Origin of the sequence: Ferrimonas sp. YFM (assembly GCF_030296015.1) — a bacterium.
GTDB lineage: Bacteria > Pseudomonadota > Gammaproteobacteria > Enterobacterales > Shewanellaceae > Ferrimonas.
Window position 1 is genome coordinate 2,606,514 of the sequence record NZ_AP027368.1, and the last position, 17,011, is coordinate 2,623,524.

Here is a 17,011-nt window from a genome sequence, read left to right on the forward strand (position 1 = left end):
GGCTAAAACCCCAGCTCCGGAGTCAGATCCGGCGGCCTGAGGGCATCCACCCGGCTCAGGTCGCACACCCCGGCGGGGAAAATCCTCTCAAGCTTCTCCAGGTACAGGGTCATATCCCGCTGCCCATACTGCCCCTGCTCGATGGCCTGAGCCACAGGGATCAGCCGGCATTGGAACACGCTGCCCTCCCAGGGGCCACCGGCCTGAATCCTGGAGTTACTGAAGTGGGGGTAGTGCTGGCTGCACACCCCGGCGGGTTGACCGTTCCAGGGACCGTCCCAGGCATCGTCGCCTCGATAGATCACCGTGCCGGCTTCATCAAAACAGAGGTCGTTCAGGCTTTGAGGCCGGGATTCGCCCCGGGCCCTGGCCTCCAGCCAGGCCTCCATCGCCTCGAAAGCTTCGGCGAGAGGGGTGTAGTCCTGATGCGACACCCAGATAAGCTGGTTCTTCCTGTGCCCCTCCCAGGCCAGGATCCGTGCCCTGGCCTCAAAGGAAGCCGAAAGGTGGTGCATGTCCAGCTCCGGCTCCAGATAGTGGCGCAAGTCGATAACAGGCAGCGGGTTGCTGCCCACAAACACCTGACCACTGCGATAGGCCCGCTCGACGGCCAAGGGGTCGGGCTGACGTCTGGCCGCAGGGGCTCCTTCGGTGATGTTGTGGTTGCCCCACAGCGACAACCACAAGGGCAGCTTGTGGCCCAGAGGCAGCCAGATGGACTCCGCCTCCATCCGGTGCGGCGTGCGCCAGCTGCCGATGTAACGATTCAGATGGAGAAACTCCGCCGGGGTGATCTCACCGCTCACCAGAGAACGCAGCCCATACTGCACCCCCATGTTGCCCCAGGCGCTGCGGGCGTAGCCCTGAGGGTCACGGCCATAAATTTGAACCAGATCTTCCCAGTAGCTCCAGTGCCCCTGGCTCTGGATGGGTTCGGAGAACATGGGCCGGATATAGCCCTGATGAGGGTTGTGGATCAGCGCCGACAGGCCGAACCAACCGTTGATGCACTCGCTGGACCCCTTGGGCCAGCTTGGCCAGCGCCCGTGCAGCAACTGGTTCAAAGGCTCCAGGAAGGGGGCCTTATGATCGAAGCCGGCCTTGGCGTTCATCCCCTCCAGAGACACCCGGTTGTCAAAGTCCTGCCATCGGTGGTTCCTGTTGGCCCTGAAGGCGTAGTAGGTGTTGAGCAGGTCGCAGTCCAGACCATAGAGGGTCTGGGTGACCATGTCCGGGTAGGCGTAGAGCGCCAGGGCACCATCGAACACCTGGGAGCGGTTCTGGGCCATCAGGTACTGAGCCAGGCCACCGCCGGATCCGCCGATGCCTATGGTGTACCTGGGCTGGCCGTAGAGGCTGGTGAACTGACGTTTCACCCGACGTGCGGTGTCCTCCGCCCGGATCATGTTGTAGGTGTAGCTGGTTTTGTTGCCGCTGGAGGTGATCACCGCGTAGCCGCTACGCAACTGATCCCGGCGCTTGCTCACCAGCCTGAACGGCTTGACCCGCCCCTGTCGAAAACCGATGCCGCTGCCACCGTGAAACTGGTAGATGAGCTTGCGATTCCACCAGGGGGCCTGAGTGCGGTCATGATCCGGAGTCCCGAGCATGGCGATGTGGTAGATGTATCGGTTGATGGTGCCACTCTCCACCCGGTAGATCTCGGGGACCGGCTGGCCATCTATCTCGGTGGAAGCGACCGCTTCAGGGGGCGGAGGAAACTGGCTGTCATAGCGGCGCACCTTACCCCTGGTGTCGACGAAGTAGTAGTTCAGCTGACTGGGCAGGCCACAGTCGCGGCTGTAGCCAAGGATGCGGCTGCCCTGAACGCCGCCGCGCTCCTCGTAGACAGGCACGCCATAGCCTTTATGGTTATCCACCACGGGCTGGCCCAATCCGGCCAGTTGAGTCATGCAGAAGAAGGGGTACTGGCTCTGGCCGGCATACAGGGTCTCTGCCGGACCAACCTGCCCCAAAGGGATGGGAAACGGATAGGTCTCCTCTGGGCGTGGGACCAGGGCCAGGTGTGGCTGATAATCGATAAGGGGGGCGTTTGTGGCAGGCGCAAGCTTGTTCACCTGCATCTCATGGTAGGGGTGGGTCCAGCGCTGATACTGAAAATAGCCCAACACACTTAACAGGCTGACCAACACCAGAGTCAGAAGATAGAGCAACCATCTCATGGCTCACTCCCAGGCGGCCCAACATGAGACTAAGTGTGGTTCAAACCCGGGACAGCCCCCAAAGGGCAGAGATGAAAGAACAAATTTCAGGCAATAAAAAGGCCCTCGCCTGACGGCAAGGGCCCTAAAATTCTGCTTGGGTAAGTGTTAGATAACGCTTACGTTCTCAGCTTGAGGACCTTTTTGGCCTTGAATTACGGTCATGGTCACTTGCTGACCCTCAACCAGGGTACGGCGTCCACTGCCCTGGATAGCAGAGAAGTGCACGAACACATCCTTGCCATCTTCACGGGAGATGAAGCCAAATCCTTTTTCGTCGTTAAACCACTTAACTGTTCCAGTAACTTGTTCAGACATATCTAACTCTTTTTCAATCAATCGTACGAGCGGTCCTTACCGCCCGTTATCGAGTTCAAGTATACGCAGGTTGTCGCCGTTTACAAACCTTCTGGTGAATTTTTTATCAGTTAATGTGCCCTGATCAAAAATGATCCCTTTTTGTTAACGAAAATTTCGAGATTGAACCCTGAAATTGTCAAAGAGTTCACTTCTGTCCCGCAAACGGCCCGCCATCAGATGCACCACGCCCTCCCCTTTTTCGACTTTTCCGCTCACTTGCATCAGTTTTGCCGTGAGGTAGGGTTGCCGCTGAGCCTGGGCGGTCCGACTCCACACCACCACATTGGCGTTGCCGGTTTCATCCTCCAGGGTAATGAAGGTCACGCCACTGGCGGTTCCCGGACGCTGACGCCCCACCACCACTCCGGTCAGAGTCACCAACTGGCCATGGCGGCAGGCCATCAACTGCTCGGCGTTCACCTGGCCCTTCATCAAACCACGGCGGCGCAACATCGACATGGGGTGCTCCCCCAATGTCAGCCCCAATTGTGAAAAATCGGTCAGCATCTCCTCCTCCGCCTCAGGTCGGCACAGGGTCACCTCACTCTCCAGGGGAGTATCGCCAAACAGAGGCAACTGCTCCGCCACCGCCGCCAGTTGCCAGCGCGCCTGGTAACGATGGCCAGCCAGGCTCTTCAGGGCGTCCGCCGCCGCCAGCCGCTCCAGCTCCTGGCGCCCCAGCCCGGTCAGTGACGCCAGCTGCTGGCTGTCACGAAAACCACCTGGGGGACGGCAATCCATCACCCGGCGCCCCGCCTCTTCGCTGAGCCCCTTCACCAGCCTCAGCCCCAGGCGCACCCCGGCCTCACCGGCAACGGGCTCCAGCGTATGATCCCAGCCGCTGTGGTTGACCGACACCGGCAGCACACTGACTCCGTGGCGGCTGACATCCTGCACCAACTGAGAGGGGGTATAGAACCCCATGGGCTGACTGTTGAGCAGGGCGCAGCAGAAGGCCGCCGGGTAGTGGTATTTGAGGTAGGCGGACACATAGGCCAGCAGGGCGAAACTGGCGGAGTGGGACTCGGGAAAGCCGTACTCACCGAAGCCGCGGATCTGATTGAACACCTGACGGGCAAAGGTTTCGCTGTAGCCCCGTCCGGCCATGCCAGAGAGCAGCTTGGTCTCAAACTGGTCCAGCTCCCCATGGCGTTTCCAACTGGCCATGGCCCGGCGCAGGCGATCCGCCTCACCGCCGGAGAAGCCAGCAGCCACCATGGCCAGCTTGATCACCTGCTCCTGAAAGATGGGCACTCCCAAAGTACGCTCCAGCACCTCCCGCACCGCCTCACTGGGGTAACTCACCGGCTCCAGGCCGTGACGGCGGCGCAGATAAGGGTGCACCATGTCCCCCTGAATGGGGCCGGGGCGAACGATGGCGATCTGAATCACCAGGTCGTAATAGCTCCTGGGACGCAACCTGGGCAGCATGTTGCTCTGGGCCCGGGACTCAATCTGGAACACGCCGATGCTGTCTGCCTGGCACAGCATGTCGTACACCTCGGGTTGCTCCCGCTGCACATCCTCCATGCCATAGGGCTGACCTTGCCACTGACCAATCAGGTCGAAACAGCGGCGGATGGCGGTCAGCATCCCCAGGGCCAGCACATCCACCTTGAGCAGTCCCAGGGCTTCCAGGTCGTCCTTGTCCCACTGGATCACCGTCCTGTCCGCCATGGCGGCGTTCTCTACCGGCACCAGCTCCGCCAGGGGCCCCTGGGAGATGATAAAGCCGCCCACATGCTGGGACAGGTGGCGGGGAAAACCAATGAGGCTCTCCACCAGAGGCACCAGATGGGCAGCGGCACCACTGGGCAGCCCCTCCTCACTCATCAGCGCCTGGGTCTGATTCTGCCAGGAGCTCTCTTTGTCACGGCGATCCACCTGCTTGATCAGCCGCTCCTGATAGCTCTCATCCAGCCCCAGGGCCTTGCCCACATCCCGCACCGCGCTCTTGAAGCGGTAGCTGATCACCGTGGCAGCCAGGGCGGCGCGCTCCCGGCCATACTTGCCGTAGATGTACTGGATCACCTCTTCCCGACGTTGATGCTCAAAGTCCACATCGATGTCCGGCGGCTCATTGCGCTCTTTGGAGATGAAGCGCTCGAACAGCAGGCTGACCTGGGTCGGGTCCACCTCGGTGATCCCCAGGCAGTAGCACACCACGGAGTTGGCCGCCGAGCCCCGCCCCTGGTAGAGGATCTTGCGGGAACGGGCGAAGCGGACGATGTCATAGATGGTCAAAAAGAAGTAGTGATACTCCAGCTCATCGATAAGCTGCAGCTCCCGCCGGATCTGAGCCGAAACCGCCTCGGGCACCCCATTTGGGTAGCGCCAGCGTGCCCCCTCTTCGGTTTGCTGACGCAGATACTGGGAGGCACTGAGCCCCTTGGGCACCACCTCCGCCGGATACTGATAACGCAGCTCCTCCAGTTCGAACTGGCACAGGTTGGCGATCACCTGGGTCTGTGCCAACCACTGGGGGCGATAGCGACGCGCCAGCGCCGGCAAAGGTTTAAGGTGAGCCTCCCGGTTGCCCTGCAGACGCCAGCCGGCCTGAGCCAGGGTGCAACCGTGGCGCACGCAGCAGAGCAGATCCAACAGGGGCTGGCGATCAGGCTGGTGCATCCGTACCCCCCCGGCGCACACCAGGGGCAATGACCAGTGCTGACCCAGGGCCTCGGTCAGGGCCAGGGCGGGCGCATCGTCCGGGGTAAAATGGCGCTCCACCAACAGCCACAGCCGCCCCTTAAACAGGGGCACCAATTTAGCGATCACCGTGTCCAGGGCCTGCCGCTCTGCGCTCACCACCGGCTTAAGCAGCAGCAGGCACTCCTCCAGGTTGGAGGCCAGATCCTGCCAATGTACGGCATACTCCCCTTTGGGGCTGCGCCGCCGGGCCCGGCTGATCAGGGCGGAGAGCTGGCCATAGCCCCGGCGGCTCTGGGCCAGCACTACCAGGGTGGCTTCCTCAAAGCGAAACTCACTGCCGGTGATCAACCTGATGCCATGCTCACGGGCCGCCTCCCATGCTTTGACGATCCCCGCCAGGGAGCACTCGTCGGTGAGGGCGATGGCGCCATACCCCAGGCTGGCGGCCTGAGCCACCAGTTCCGCAGGGTGGGAGGCCCCCTGCAGAAAGCTGTAATTACTCAGGCTGTGCAGTTCGGCGTAACCCAGATCAGAACCAGCCATGGATAAACCACCCCAGCTCATCCCGATATGCCCAGCACCAGCGGCCATCGTCGACCTGGGCCAGGTAGTAATCCCGGGCAACAGGGGCGCCGTCCCACCAGCCACTCTCCAGCCGCTCCGGCCCCTGACGCAGCTGCAGTTGGCTTCGCTCAATCTCCTGAGGCGACTCCAGCAGCCAGGGTGGCCGAGGTTTATGGGGAGCTGCAGAGCCCAGGGCGCCCGGCTCGCCCCAGCACCAGGCCCGCTCCGGACGGATCTCATCCACGCAGCCCACTCCCCTGACCCTGGACTCCCCCAGGCGGGCAATCAACTGAGACACCAGCTCCCAGGCCGGGTTGTGCTCACCGCCGGGCAGCACCTGGGCACTCAAGGTGCGGGCGTCGGGGTCCAGTTCACTGAAACGCTCCGCGCTCACTACCAGCTCCACCACAGGCTGATACAGGGTTAGGCGTTCAAACCTCAGCTGCACCAGCTTAAACAGCTGCTCACTGCGGTGCTCCGCAAAGCCCGGACGCAGCACTATGACCTGGTCCGGCCCCTGGCGATGCACCAGAGTCAGGGTAAAGGCATCGCAGGAGAGCTGGCGATGGCGCAGGAACTCTCCCAGGGCCGCCAGCATGCGCTTCAGGGGAAACAGCAGCACCTGGGCCAACTCCACCTCCTCCATCAACACCAGTTTCTGACGAAATCCGGGGGGCGGCTGATACTCCTGGCGGGGATCGGGCAACTCCCCCCACAGCCGGGAGAGATAGAGCAGCAGTTCACTGCCAAACCGCTGCCCCAACTCCTGCCTGGGCAGCCTGTAGAGCTGCTCAGCCTGGCGAATGCCCATTCCCAACAACCGCTCTCCACTGTCTCCGGGCAACTCCAGGGCAGCCACAGGCAGAGCCAGCAGGCTGGCCCTGAGCGCCTCCTCCTCCAGGGTGTTGCCATCCTCGCCACTGCGAGCCAGCAAGGCCGCCGCCTGCGGTGTGTGCCCCAGCCCCTGGCGGCAGGGCAGCCCCAGGGTCTCCAGGCTCAAATTCAGGGCCGCGCGCCACTGGGCCAGGCCACCAAAGAGCCGCAGCATGCTGCCCGCCTCCAGCAGCAAACGGTCCGGCGGCACCAGCACCACCCGGCCGCTGAACCCATAGGCCCAGGCCCCCAACTCCTCCAGCAGAGGACCGTCGTCGGCCATGGGCTCCAGCAGCCTGAGCTCCGGACACAGGGAGGTGGCCGTAGCCAGGCTCTGCCCCCGGGCCACACCGGCATCCCGGGCCAGACTGTTCAGTTGCAGCACCTGTATGGGTTGTCCTCCCACCAAAGCCAGGGGAGGAGCCTGTTCCAGGGTTCTGGCCTGGTGGTGCAGCTGCAGATCGATAAAGTGCAGACCCAACCACAGCATTACCAGGGTCCCTGCACTAGGGTCGCCCTCCCCTTTGCGGGGAGCGGCCCCCAGCCAGAGGGCGCCAGAGTCACTGGCTGAGACGACTGAGGCCAGCCACCGCGCTGCTTGAGGATCTGCAAATTGTGCCCCCCACGGGTCAGCGACAGCCGAAGGCGCAAACTGACCGGATGGCTCTCCTGCTCCAGCTCCGGAGGCAGGAACACCAGGGCGACGCTCTCCCCCTTCTCCGCCGCCAGCTGCAGTCGCCGCGACTCACTCACCGACAAGGCATCGAGCCAAAGCAGCACCCGCTGGCAGCTGCCGCTGGCCAGGGCCTGCTCCGCCGCCCACAACTGCTCTTTACGATCCAGCTCGGTCAGGCACAGCAGCCGGGACAGGTCCAGCTCCCGACTCCAGGCCGGCGCATAGGGCACAAAGGGCGGGCAGATCAGCAGCAGCCACTGATCCTCCGCCGGGGTGACCAGACTCTGCAGCAACAGGGCCTCACCACTGCCAGGGTGGGCCACCAGCACCTCCACCACCCCTCTGTCCGGCCAGCCCTGGCGGGCCAGGCGCTGGTCCAGGCCGGGAAAGCCTGTGGCGATGCCACACTTATCCTGCTGCCACTGGCTGGCCAGCCACAGGTCATCACGCTTAAGCAGGGAGTCAACGGGTTTCAACATTTTCAGCACCAAACAAAATACTGTACGCATATACAGTATTAATCATCTTGGCTTCAGATCCAAGGGATCTCTGGGAACCAGAAGCGCTTGGGCAAAGTCCTAAAGAAAAGCGCTAAAGAATTCAGTAGACTGGCTGCCCCCAAACAGGAAGGACAAAGACGGATGAGTGAACCCAAGCCCCTGACCGGCGAACAGAGGATCTGGCAGGTGTGCCTGATGATCCCCGAGGGCAAGGTGGTCAGCTATGGGCAACTGGCGGATCTGGCGGGGCTGCCTGGCCGGGCCCGGTTGGCAGGGCGGGCAATGCGCACCGCCCCCAAGGAGATGGCGCTGCCCTGGTACCGGGTACTGGGTGCCGGTGGCAAGATCTCCCTGCCCAAGGACTCCCCGGGCTACCGGGAGCAGCAATACCGTCTGCGCCAAGAGGGGGTGGAGGTCAACGGCAGCCGCATCAACATGAACCGCTATCAATGGCAACCGGATCTCGCTGAGCTGCTTTGGCAACTACCCTTTTAAACAAGCCCTAAGGAGGATTGCCCATGCGAGCCCTACTCACCCTGTTTCTGCTGCTGCAGACCCTGGCTGTTCAGGCCAATCCGCTGCTGCCCTACCGGGCGGACTATCAGGTGTGGCGCGGCGACTCCGAGCTGGGCGAAGGCTACTACCAGCTGGAGCTGTTGGACGATGGCCAGTACCGCCTGGGTTACCAGAGCAAGGTGGGCTTGCTGTTTCTGTCCGATACCCGCACCGAAACCAGCGAATTCAGGATGGTGTCGCAACTGGTGCGCCCCACCCTGTACCGGATGAAACGCTCCGGCACCGGCCCGGATTTCAAATCCTGGATCCGCTTCAACCCTGATCAGGGCCCCATTCAGGCCCAGTACCGGGATGAGAAAGCCACCCTGCCCTGGAGCGAACCCAAGTTCGATCCCCTGAGCTATCAGCAACAGTTGAGGCTGGATGTGGCCGCCGGGAAGACCGAGATGGCCTACCCCATCATCTATAAGGCCAGGGAGAAGGAGTACCGCTACAGGGTGGTGGGTGAGGAGACCCTGACCCTGCCCTTTGGCACCCTGGAGACCATCAAGGTGGAGCGGGATCGGGGGGAAGGCAGCAGCCGTCAGACCTATCTGTGGCTGGCCAAGGCGCACCACCTGGTGATGGTACGCCTGATTCAGTACAAGGATGGGGATGTGCAGGCGGAGCTGAAACTTACCGCCCTGGAGTTCAAGGACGACCCGACGCTACAGGCAAGCCATCCTTAAACAGCTGCCACTCGCCCCCCTCCATGGTGTGCCACTGCTCGTTATGAGTCAGCGGTCGGGTGGCGATCACCGTGACTATGTCCTTCTCGGTGGTTTCCTGTTTAAAGTCGATCACCATATCGGTATCGATCAATTTGGCCTCACCAAAGGGCGCCCGCCGGGTGATCCAGCACAGGTTGTTGCTGCACAGAGCCAGCAGATAGCGGCCATCGGTGAGCAGCATGTTGAACACCCCAAGCTCCCTCAGTTTGGCCGCTTCCTGGGCCACAAAGCGAAACGCCTGACGCATATCCTTGGGCTTTTCCGGGAAACGCTCCGCTAGTTTGTCCATCAGGTAGCAGAACGCCAGTTCACTGTCGGTATTGCCTACGGGATGGAACCGTTTGGGCTTCATCTTATCGGTGTAGCCACTGAGCTGGCCGTTATGGGCAAAGGTCCAGTAGCGGCCCCATAGCTCCCGACAGAAGGGGTGGGTGTTCTCCAGCGACACCCGGCCCCGGTTCGCCTGGCGGATATGGCTGATCACCGCCTTACTCTTGATGGGGTACTCCTTGATCAGGGCGGCCACCTCAGACTGGCAGCTGGGCTGACAATCGCGGAAGGTGCGGTTGCCCATCCCCTCATAGAAGGTGATGCCCCAGCCGTCGGTATGGGGACCGGTGACACCGCCCCGCTCCACCAGTCCGGTAAAGCTGAAGACGATGTCCGTGGGTACATTGGCGCTCATCGCCAGCAATTCACACATGGCTTTACCCGTATCATTCTCTATTACAACGAAGAATAACCAGATTTTAACGTTCGCGCACCCCGCCAGGCCGGCGTTTGCTCAAAGGCTCGCCACCAGAGTCTGTTCTTTTCCCTATACCCAGCAGCAAATAATCGCAATTAGATCTTGAAGAAGTTCAAACATGCGTTTAGTTTTTATGTGACAGAGGTCCGACCAGACCATATACTGTGACAGAGAGCAAACCTGTCGGTAGCCCGTATCCCGGCAGGTGACACAAGGAGAAATAACGTGACTACCCTAATTTGGAGCATTGCCTCTATCCTGGTGTTAGGGGGCCTGATCTACAAGCGCGCCTCACTGACCCTGTTTACCCTGGTGGCCGCCGCCGCCCTGGCCATCGGCAGCGTCCTTGGCATCGTGGGCACCCTGGCCTGGATCCTCTTCGCCATCATCGCCGTCCCATTCAACGTCGCCTCCCTGCGTAAGAGCTTGTTGACCAAGCCCGCCCTGAAGGCGTTCCGTTCCGTGATGCCCGAGATGTCCCAGACAGAAAAGGACGCCATCGAAGCGGGCACCACCTGGTGGGACGCGGACCTGTTCTCCGGTTCACCTGACTGGAAGAAGATGCATCAACTGCCCATGCCTCGCCTGAGCGCCGAGGAGCAGGCTTTCCTGGATGGCCCGGTCGAAGAGGTGTCCCGCATGGTGAACGCCTTCCGCGTGTCTCACCAGGACGCCGATCTGACCCCTGAGGTGTGGCAGTACCTGAAGGACAACAAGTTCTTCGCCATGATCATTAAGAAGAAGTACGGCGGCCTGGAGTTCAGCCCCTACGCCCAGTCCCAGGTTCTGCAGAAGCTGGCCGGCGTCGATTCCGTACTGGCGTCCACCGTGGGCGTACCCAACTCCCTGGGCCCGGGTGAGCTGCTGCAGCACTATGGCACCGAAGAGCAGAAAGACCACTACCTGCCTCGCCTGGCGATTGGTAAAGAGGTGCCCTGTTTTGCCCTGACCAGCCCTGAAGCCGGCTCCGACGCCGGTGCCATCCCTGACTACGGCATCGTCTGTAAGGGCGAATGGGAAGGCAAAGAGGTGCTGGGTATGCGCCTGACCTGGAACAAGCGCTACATCACCCTGGCCCCTGTGGCCACCGTGCTGGGCCTGGCCTTCAAACTGCGTGACCCTGATGGCCTCATTGGCGATCAGGAAGAGATTGGCATCACCTGCGCCCTGGTCCCCACCGACATCGACGGTGTGATCATCGGCCGCCGCCACTTCCCGCTGAACACCATGTTCCAGAACGGTCCGACCCAGGGTAACGATGTGTTCGTGCCTCTGGACTTCATCATTGGTGGACCCAAGATGGCCGGTAAGGGCTGGCGCATGCTGGTTGAGTGTCTCTCCGTCGGTCGTGGCATCACCCTGCCCTCCAACTCCGCCGGTGGCATCAAGGTGGCCGCCGCGGCGACCGGTTCCTACTCCCGCATCCGTCGCCAGTTCAAGACCCCCATCGGTAAGATGGAGGGGATCGAAGAGCCTATGGCACGCATCGGCGGTAACGCCTACCTGATGGAAGCGGTGAACGCCATGACCACCACTGCCCTGGGTCTGGGTGAGAAGCCTTCGGTGATCTCCGCCATCGTCAAGATGCACCTGACCGACCGCATGCAGAAGTGTGTCATCGACGCCATGGATATCCACGGCGGTAAGGGTGTGTGCCTGGGTCCCAACAACTATCTGGGTCGTGGCTACCAGGGTGCCCCCATCGCCATCACCGTAGAGGGTGCCAACATCCTGACCCGCTCCCTGGTGATCTATGGCCAGGGCGCCATCCGCTGCCACCCCTATGTACTCAAGGAGATGGAAGCGGCCTTCGATAAGGACTCAGGTCGCAGCCTGGAGAACTTCGATAACGCCGTCTGGGGCCACGTGGGCTTCGTCTTCAGCAACCTGGTGCGCAGCATCTGGTTCGGCCTGACCGGCGCCCGCTTCAGCAGCGCGCCCTACTCAGACGTCACTAAGCGTTACTACCAGCACATGAACCGCTTCAGCGCCAACCTGGCCCTGCTCTCTGATCTGGCCATGGCGATGCTGGGCGGCAGCCTCAAGCGTAAGGAGCGTACCTCCGCTCGCCTGGGCGACCTGCTGAGTCAGCTGTACCTGACCTCCGCCACCCTGAAGCGCTATCAGGACGATGGCCGTCAGACCGACGACATCCCGCTGATGCAGTGGGCCGTGGAAGACAGCCTGTTCAAACTGCAGACCTCTCTGGTGGAACTGCTGGATAACTTCCCCGCCTTTGGTGGCCTGCTGAAGTTCCTGATGTTCCCCCTGGGTCTGCCGATGAAGCGCACCTCCGACAAGCTGGACCACCAAGTGGCCAAGATCCTGCAAACCCCCTGCGCCGCCCGCGATCGCCTGATTGCCGGCCAGTGGCTGGAAGCCCACGAGAACAACCCCGTGGGTCGTCAGGAGCAGACTCTGCGCAACATCCTGGCCGCCGAGCCTCTGTTCGACAAGGTGTGCAAAGCCGCCGGCACCAAGCTGCCCTTCTGGAAGCTGCATGAAGTGGCCGAGAAGGGGCTGGAGCTGGGTGTACTGACCGCCGATGAGGCTCAGCTGCTGCGCGATGCCGAGACCGGCCGCCTCGAGACCATCAACGTGGATGATTTCGATCCCGAGGAGCTCAAGGCCAACCCGGTCGAAGTGGAGCCCACCAAGCCCGTACAGGCCGCCTAAGTCCCCAGGCTGCCTGAACCAAAACCCCGGCTTTATGCCGGGGTTTTTCTTTGTGCTGGAACCGGAAACAAGCCACAAAAAAGGGGCCGTCAGGCCCCTGCTTCACAGATGAGTCGCTAGCGCTCCATCCGAATCACCACCCGGCGGTTCTGAGCCCGGCCCCGGTTACTGGTGTTGCTGGCGATGTGACGCTTCTCGCCGTGGCCCTGGCTAACGATGCGGTTGGCGTCGATACCAGACTCGACGAAGAACTGCTTGAGCTTGTCCGCCTGCTCATGGCTGAGCTTGAGGTTGGACGCCTCAGAGCCAAAGCTGTCGGTATAGGCGTCGATCAGCACCAGCTCCAGAGTGGGATCGTAGGAGAGAAACTCGCGAATGCGCTCCAGCTTGCGGCGGGAGTCGGCGGTCAGCTCACCGTTTTTGTCCCGGAAGTTCAGCACCGTATAGGAGATGTCCTCGAAACTGTAGGGCAACAGGCTGTCGATGCAGGCAACGAACTGGAAATAGCTGTTCTGGAAGTTGGCAGAGCTCAGGCCCACCGCCACCTGATTGACCGGGTTATACCAGTCCTGGTAGTAAAAGGTGGGCTGCATCCCCTGCTCCAGCTCGGTGAGCATCACCCAGGCGGCGTGCTTGGGCACCTCGGCATCGAACTGGGCCTGGTAGGTCACGTCCACAATGGGACGGGCCGGCACACCGGGTCGCCAGGAGGGCGCCACGGAACGCAGGCTGGCCCGGGTGGCGCGCTCAGGCTTACGCCGCATCTCAAGAATGAAGTTGAGATCGGTAGAGCGCCCCGCCCTGCTGTTGAACACGGCGGTACCATAATGGGGAATGGTGTGGGTCAGGGTACACTGGAGCGGATTTGAGGTTTCCAGGTTCCAGTGTGACTGATCAATGGACGCCACGTAGTTCCTGACCCCGCCATAGGCGGAGCAGGAGAGCATCGCACTCACAATCACTGCACCATATCTCAATCGCATTTAGGCTACCCTGAGGTTGTCTGTTACCGCCTGTATCGGCATCGCGGCAGAAAGCTTTAGACTATTTCTTCACCAACCAAATTTTTTGCATTATCCCGGGGCTTTGCGATAATTGCGCCCCCCAAGAGAAACAAAGCTGGCGGCATGACCCCTATTAAACCAGAAAATCTGCTCGTAAACCGCTTCCGCGGCTATTTTCCCGTGGTGATCGACATCGAAACCGCCGGCTTCAATGCCGCCACCGACGCGGTACTGGAGATCGCCGCCGTCACCCTGGAGATGGACGCCGATGGCTGGCTCAAACCGGCCCAGACTCTGCACTTCCACGTGGAGCCCTTCGAAGGCGCCAACCTGGAACCTGCGGCTCTGGAGTTCAACGGCATCGATCCCCACAATCCGCTGCGCGGGGCGGTCTCGGAAAAAGAAGCGCTGCAGGAGATCTTCAAGGCTGTGCGTAAGGCTCAGAAAGCCGCCGGGTGTCACCGCTCCATCGTGGTGGCCCACAATGCGGCGTTCGATCATGGTTTCCTCAATGCCGCCATCGAGCGGGCCAAGATCAAGCGGGTCCCCTTCCACCCCTTCGCCACCTTCGACACCGCCACCCTATCCGGCCTGGCTTTGGGTCAGACGGTACTGGCCAAGGCCTGCCGCACCGCCGGCGTCGAGTTTGACAATAAGCAGGCTCACTCCGCCCTGTACGACACCGAGCGCACTGCCGAGCTGTTCTGCCACATCGTCAACAAGTGGAAATCCCTGGGTGGCTGGCAGGTGCCAGAAGAGAATGTGAAAAGCGGTGAACCCCTGAAGCAGGATGAAGAAGAGTAATTAAATCAGAGCCGTATCTAGCGGCTCTCACTCCTTGTCCTAGCAATTCACGACACTTCAATACCTCGACGGCGTCAAACTTTCGTCACTTGTAACAATTTTGACGATTTTTCGATACAATGCGCTCATAACTATCAAAAGAGCAACATCGCTTGCCTATGAGTGCCCAACTACTTTTAAAGGCTCACCAGGGGCTGAACCAGGCTTTGCGGCAGCTGGCCCTGGGCTGTGGCGTCAAACAGACCCTGGACAGCCTGATTCAGCTGGCCGAAGAGATCACGCCGGAAGTTCGGGTGTCGGTGCTCTCCTACGACTCGGAGAGCCAGACCCTAAGCACCCTGAGCGCCCCCAGCATGCCGAGCGAATACAACAACGCCATCGACGGTGTGGCTGTCGGTCCCACCGTGGGCTCCTGTGGCAAGGCCGCCTTCTTTAAGCAGGAGGTGTTTACTTCGGACATCTATGACGATCCTAACTGGGAGGCCTTCCTGCCCCTGGCGAGAATGGCAAACATTCGAGCCTGCTGGTCTCTGCCTGTGGTCTCCAGCCGAGGCAACCTGCTGGGCACCTTCGCCCTCTATCTGGATAAACCCGCCCAGCCCAGTGAGTTCGAACAGGAGTTCATGACCCTGATGAGCTCGGTGGCCGCCGTGGCCATCGAAAAAGATGAGGTGGAAAAAGAGCTCTATTATGCGGCGACCCACGACTCGCTCACCGGCGTCGCCAACCGTCATCAATTTTGCGCCCGGCTGGATCAGCTGATGGCCGCCTCTCACCGCACCGGGGCTCCACTGGCGCTCTACTTCATCGACATCAACAACTTCAAACGCTTTAACGACAACTTCGGCCATGCCTTTGGCGACAGGGTTTTGATCAAGGTGGCGGAGCGGCTGCGCAGCATCAGCCGTGACATGGACGTGGTCGGCCGACTCGGTGGCGATGAATTCGTCCTGCTGTGTCCCCTGCAGCAGGACACCTGTGCCGAAGCCATCCACTCCCGGCTGATGAATGAGTTGCAGCACCAGCTCAGCGTAGAGCAGGTGGATGTGGTGGCCAGCATCGGCCTGGCCCTGTGGGAGCCTGCCGAGGCCAAAAGCGCCGAACAACTGATCGCCGACGCCGACCGTCAGATGTACCAGAACAAACAATCCCTCAAACGGGCCGACTGACACCGGTCAGACAGCCCGATTTCCGTCACACAATTGCACCCGAACTGCATATTTATCTGGACACTTCCCCTGTGAACCTGAAAATGGTTCGTTTCCCTCTTAAAACAGCAATCAACCATAGGTAACAAATAATAATGAACGCCGTCGTCATTGCGGTACTCCTGGTACTGGTGCTCAGCCTGGCCAGAGTCAATGTGATCATTGCGCTCACCGTCAGCGCTCTGGTTGCCGGTCTGCTTGGCAACATGAGTCTGGCAGAGACCATTGATGCCTTTAATACGGGCCTGGGTGGCGGCGCCACCATCGCCCTGGGTTATGCCCTGCTGGGGGCCTTTGCCGTGGCGCTGAGCCACACCGGCATTACCGACAGCCTCTCCCGGGCCATCATTGGCCGCCTGGGCGGCCGCCCTGACCATCAGGCGGTCACCGGCGTCAAGTACGCCCTGCTGGTGGCCATTCTGCTGATGTCCGTGGCCTCCCAGAATGCCGTTCCCATTCATATCGCCTTCATTCCGATTCTGATCCCGCCTCTGCTGGGTGTGTTCAACAAGCTGAACCTGGACCGACGCCTGATCGCCTGTGTCCTGACCTTTGGCCTGGTGACCACCTACATGGTGCTGCCCGTGGGCTTTGGCGGCATCTTCCTCAAAGACATCCTGATGGCCAACCTGGTGAGCAACGGCCTGGAGATGCAGGCGGACGAGCTGATGGGCGCCATGTTCATTCCGGCCCTTGGTATGGTGTTCGGCTTGCTGACCGCCATGTTTGTCAGCTACCGTAAGCCCAGAACCTATGAAGATAAGGAGCTGGACGGCAGTGAGCACGTTGAGCACCAGCCCTTGAGCGGCCTGCGCATCGCCGTGGTGATGGTGGCCATCGGTGCTACCCTGGGGATTCAGCTCTACACCGACTCGATGATCTTCGGCGCCCTGGCGGGCTTCGTGGTCCTGAACCTGGGCGGCATGGACAAGGGGATCTCCAGCCAGGACCTCTTTACTCAGGGGGTCAGAATGATGGCCACCGTGGGATTCATCATGATCGCCGCGGCGGGCTTTGCTGCCGTGATTAAGGCCACAGGCGAAGTGCCCGCCCTGGTGGACTCCATCCAGGCGATGATTGGTACGGACAAGGCTCTGGCGGCCTTCCTGATGCTGCTGGTGGGCCTGTTTATCACCATGGGCATTGGCTCCTCCTTCTCCACCATCCCCATTATTGCGGCTATCTATGTGCCTCTGGCCATGGGCTTTGGCTTCTCCACCCCGGCGATCATCGCCCTGGTGGGTACCGCTGCCGCCCTGGGTGACGCCGGCTCGCCGGCTTCCGACTCCACCCTGGGTCCTACCGCCGGCCTCAATGCCGACGGTCAGCACGACCACATCTGGGATTCTGTGGTGCCCACCTTCCTGCACTACAACCTGCCGCTGCTGGCCTCTGGCTGGCTCGCGGCCATGGTGCTGTAGAATCAAAACGACAAAAG

The 17,011-nt window shown here is 61.2% G+C and carries 13 protein-coding genes; 6 read left to right on the forward strand and 7 right to left on the reverse strand.

From position 1 onward, the window contains the following. Positions 1 to 2: 2 nt before the first annotated feature. The 5 genes from QUE41_RS12125 to imuA form a co-directional block, all read right to left on the reverse strand. Entirely contained in the window at positions 3 to 2,183 is a 2,181-nt protein-coding gene (locus QUE41_RS12125; protein WP_286339303.1) for a DUF6351 family protein, read from the reverse strand. Positions 2,184 to 2,330: 147 nt separating this feature from the next. Continuing rightward, on the reverse strand, positions 2,331 to 2,540 hold the full coding sequence (locus QUE41_RS12130) for a cold-shock protein (RefSeq protein ID WP_028111056.1): 210 nt from the start codon (positions 2,538 to 2,540) through the stop codon (positions 2,331 to 2,333). Positions 2,541 to 2,684: 144 nt separating this feature from the next. Continuing rightward, positions 2,685 to 5,777 carry an error-prone DNA polymerase gene (locus QUE41_RS12135; protein WP_286339304.1) on the reverse strand — a complete coding sequence of 1,031 codons (3,093 nt, stop codon included), beginning with the start codon at positions 5,775 to 5,777 and terminating at the stop codon, positions 2,685 to 2,687. Continuing rightward, a complete protein-coding gene (locus QUE41_RS12140; RefSeq protein WP_286339305.1) occupies positions 5,764 to 7,161 on the reverse strand; it encodes a Y-family DNA polymerase in 1,398 nt (465 codons plus the stop codon). Before QUE41_RS12140 ends, QUE41_RS12135 begins: the two co-directional genes overlap by 14 nt. Beyond that, the gene (gene imuA, locus QUE41_RS12145) at positions 7,161 to 7,826 is read right to left on the reverse strand and encodes a translesion DNA synthesis-associated protein ImuA (protein WP_286339306.1); all 666 of its coding nucleotides are present in this window, start codon (positions 7,824 to 7,826) and stop codon (positions 7,161 to 7,163) included. Before imuA ends, QUE41_RS12140 begins: the two co-directional genes overlap by 1 nt. 162 nt (positions 7,827 to 7,988) lie before the next feature. Here imuA and QUE41_RS12150 point away from each other — a divergent pair, with 162 nt between their 5' ends. Continuing rightward, positions 7,989 to 8,342: an MGMT family protein gene (locus QUE41_RS12150; RefSeq protein ID WP_286339307.1), complete on the forward strand. Its 354-nt coding sequence runs from the start codon at positions 7,989 to 7,991 to the stop codon at positions 8,340 to 8,342. A 23-nt stretch (positions 8,343 to 8,365) separates the two neighbouring features. Then, a complete protein-coding gene (locus tag QUE41_RS12155; protein ID WP_286339308.1) occupies positions 8,366 to 9,091 on the forward strand; it encodes a DUF3108 domain-containing protein in 726 nt (241 codons plus the stop codon). On the opposite strand, the gene QUE41_RS12160 is transcribed toward QUE41_RS12155, so the two are convergent. Further along, positions 9,054 to 9,836 (reverse strand): class II glutamine amidotransferase, encoded by a 783-nt coding sequence (locus QUE41_RS12160; RefSeq protein WP_286339309.1) that lies wholly within the window; start codon positions 9,834 to 9,836, stop codon positions 9,054 to 9,056. The two genes, QUE41_RS12155 and QUE41_RS12160, sit on opposite strands and share 38 nt — an antisense overlap. 270 nt (positions 9,837 to 10,106) lie before the next feature. On the opposite strand from QUE41_RS12160, the gene fadE reads away from it, so the two are divergent. Then, a complete protein-coding gene (gene fadE / locus QUE41_RS12165) occupies positions 10,107 to 12,557 on the forward strand; it encodes an acyl-CoA dehydrogenase FadE (protein ID WP_286339310.1) in 2,451 nt (816 codons plus the stop codon). Between the two features lie 116 nt (positions 12,558 to 12,673). Here the strand turns inward: fadE and QUE41_RS12170 are convergent, their stop codons facing one another. Next, a complete protein-coding gene (locus QUE41_RS12170; protein ID WP_286339311.1) occupies positions 12,674 to 13,540 on the reverse strand; it encodes a flagellar protein MotY in 867 nt (288 codons plus the stop codon). 144 nt (positions 13,541 to 13,684) lie between these two features. Between QUE41_RS12170 and rnt the strand changes: the two genes are divergently transcribed. The 3 genes from rnt to QUE41_RS12185 all read left to right on the forward strand — a co-directional run bounded on the left by rnt (position 13,685) and on the right by QUE41_RS12185 (position 16,994). Beyond that, a complete protein-coding gene (rnt, locus tag QUE41_RS12175) occupies positions 13,685 to 14,365 on the forward strand; it encodes a ribonuclease T (RefSeq protein WP_286339312.1) in 681 nt (226 codons plus the stop codon). Between the two features lie 158 nt (positions 14,366 to 14,523). Further along, positions 14,524 to 15,534, forward strand: coding sequence for a sensor domain-containing diguanylate cyclase (locus tag QUE41_RS12180; RefSeq protein ID WP_286339313.1), 1,011 nt, complete (start codon positions 14,524 to 14,526; stop codon positions 15,532 to 15,534). A 134-nt stretch (positions 15,535 to 15,668) separates the two neighbouring features. Continuing rightward, positions 15,669 to 16,994, forward strand: a complete 1,326-nt coding sequence (locus tag QUE41_RS12185; RefSeq protein WP_286339314.1) for a Na+/H+ antiporter family protein — start codon at positions 15,669 to 15,671, stop codon at positions 16,992 to 16,994. Positions 16,995 to 17,011: the final 17 nt, after the last annotated feature.